The 2,545-nt window shown below is 68.7% G+C and carries 2 protein-coding genes; both read left to right on the forward strand.

Translation table 11 applies throughout. The features are described from left to right. Positions 1-125: 125 nt before the first annotated feature. Positions 126-1,223: a polyamine ABC transporter substrate-binding protein gene (locus P3W75_RS28405; protein WP_276230654.1), complete on the forward strand. Its 1,098-nt coding sequence runs from the start codon at positions 126-128 to the stop codon at positions 1,221-1,223. Positions 1,224-1,665: 442 nt separating this feature from the next. Further along, positions 1,666-2,545 (forward strand): DMT family transporter (locus P3W75_RS28410; RefSeq protein ID WP_276230655.1); only part of this gene is annotated, 880 nt, incomplete at its 3' end.

Here is a 2,545-nt window from a genome sequence, read left to right on the forward strand (position 1 = left end):
TGCCACTGTCTGCGGACCCGCTGGCAACCGCGCCCCCTCCAAATCCTCCGGCAATCCGGTTATTCCTTGAGCAGCCGTGGCCCTACCCCGGCCGCGCCACTACCGTTTGCCGTCAGGAAACAACAATGAAAACGACCGCACCGCTGTCCAGTGCCCTCGCGCTTACCCTCACCCTGGGCGCCGCCAGCGCCGCCCAGGCCGACACCCTGAAGATCTACAACTGGTCCGACTACATCGCGCCGGACACCGTAGCCACCTTCAGCAAGGAAACCGGCATCCAGGCCACCTACGACGTCTACGACAGCAACGAGACGCTGGACGGCAAGCTGATGACCGGCAAGTCGGGCTACGACATCGTGGTGCCGTCGAACCACTTCATGGCCAAGCAGATCCAGGCCGGCGCCCTGAAGAAACTGGACAAGAGCCAGCTGCCCAACTGGAAGAACCTCAACCCGGTGCTGATGAAGGCGCTGGAGGTCAACGACCCGGGCAACCAGTACGGCTTCCCCTACCTGTGGGGCACCACCGGCATCGGCTACAACCCGGCCAAGGTCAAGGAAGTGCTGGGCGACAACGCGCCGCTGGATTCCTGGGACCTGTTCTTCAAGCCGGAGAACATGCAGAAGCTCGCCAAGTGCGGCGTAGCGGTGCTGGACAACGGCCCCGAGCTGCTGCCGATCGCCCTGAACTACCTGGGCCTGCCGCACCACAGCCAGAACGCCGAGGACTACAAGAAGGCCGAGGAAGCGCTGCTGAAGGTGCGCCCGTACATCGCCTACTTCCACTCCTCGAAGTACGTCAGCGACCTGGCCAACGGCAACATCTGCGTGGCCATCGGCTTCTCCGGCGACATCCTGCAGGCGGCCACCCGCGCCAAGGAAGCCAAGAACGGTATCGAGATCAAGTACTCCACGCCCAAGGAAGGCTCGCCGCTGTGGTTCGACATGGTCGCCATGCCGGCCGACGCGCCCGACGAGAAGGCCGCCTACGCCTTCATGAACTACCTGCTGCGCCCGGACGTGATGGCCGGCATCAGCAACTACGTGCGCTACGCCAACGGCAACCTGGCGGCTGACCCGCTGGTGCAGGCCGACGTCAAGGCCGACCCGGCGATCTACCCGCCGCAGGACAAGATGGCCAAGCTGTTCGCCCTGCAGTCCATGCCGATGAAGATCGACCGCCTGCGTACCCGCGTCTGGACCAACGTCAAGACCGGCAAGTAACGCCCCCACGCGCTCCCGCTCCGGCGGGAGCGCGTCCCCGGCGAATTGCCGGCGGACTCGCGCGATTGCCGCGCGGCTCGCGTTTCCCTCGCCTTCGCGCCAAGGCGCCGCTATAGTCCCCCCGACAGTCTTCCCCAACATCGCGCCATCACGCAGAGTTCGGCCATGCCCCTCTCCCTCGCACACCTCGCCCTCTCCTTCGCCGCTCTCGGCGAGGCGGGTCTGCGTCTGCGCGATGCCGTCGCCCACCTGCCTCCCCCCATCGCTGCCGTGGCAGCGCCTCCGCCCCCGTGCGTAGCGGCCTGCCCGCCGCCGGGCGACCGCGCCCACAGCTAGCGCCCAAGCGCTTTCCCTGAACGCATCGCCGCCGCGCCCGCGCGCCGCGGACTGCCTCCGGCCGCCTGCCCGTCAGCCGGCCACCGCTTGCAAGACAGGTGACGACATGTCCCGTTTCAACGCTTCCACCCTGGTCGGTGTGACCAGTTCCGGCCTCTTCGTGCTGCTCTGGAGCAGCGCCGCCATCGCCTCCAAGTGGGGCCTGGCGCACGCCTCGCCGCTGGCCTTCCTGATCGGCCGCTTCAGCATCGCCCTGGCCGCGCTGCTGGTCCTCGGCCCGCTGCTCGGCCTGCGTCTGCCGCGGCAACCGCGCGAGCGCCGCCGCGCCCTGCTCACCGGCCTGGTGCTGCTGGGCTTCTACCCGATCTTCTACGTCTGGGCCCTGCAACTGCAGGTGACCCCGGGGATGATCGCCACCCTGCTCGGCGTGCAGCCGCTGCTCACCGGCCTGCTCACCGAACGGCGCTTCGGTGGCGCGCGCCTGGTCGGGCTGCTGCTCGGCCTCGGCGGCCTGGTGCTGGTGGTCTGGCAGGGCATCGGCCTGGCCGGGCTGAGCTTCGCCGGCCTGGCCTGCGCGCTGCTGGCGCTGCTCGGCATCACCGGCGGCACCCTGCTGCAGAAGGGCCTGAGCGAAAGCCCGCTGGGCAGCCTGCCGCTGCAGTACGTGGCTGGCCTCGCGCTGTGCCTGGCGCTGTTGCCGACCCAGCCGCTGCGCTTCGACTGGAGCCTGGAGCTGATCCTCAGCCTGCTGTGGATGGGCCTGCTGATCTCGGTGGGCGCCACCCTGCTGCTGTACCGGCTGATCGCCCGCGGCAACCTGGTGCAGGTCACCAGCCTGTTCTACCTGGTGCCGGCGGTGACCGCGCTGCTCGACTTCCTGGCCTTCGGCAACCGCCTGGGCGCCCTCAGCCTGCTGGGCATGGGCCTGATCGTCGCCGGCCTGCTGCTGGTGTTCCGCCCGCAGGCGAGCGCCGAGCCGCAGGTCG

Origin of the sequence: Pseudomonas citronellolis (assembly GCF_029335315.1) — a bacterium.
In the GTDB taxonomy this organism is placed as follows: domain Bacteria; phylum Pseudomonadota; class Gammaproteobacteria; order Pseudomonadales; family Pseudomonadaceae; genus Pseudomonas; species Pseudomonas citronellolis_A.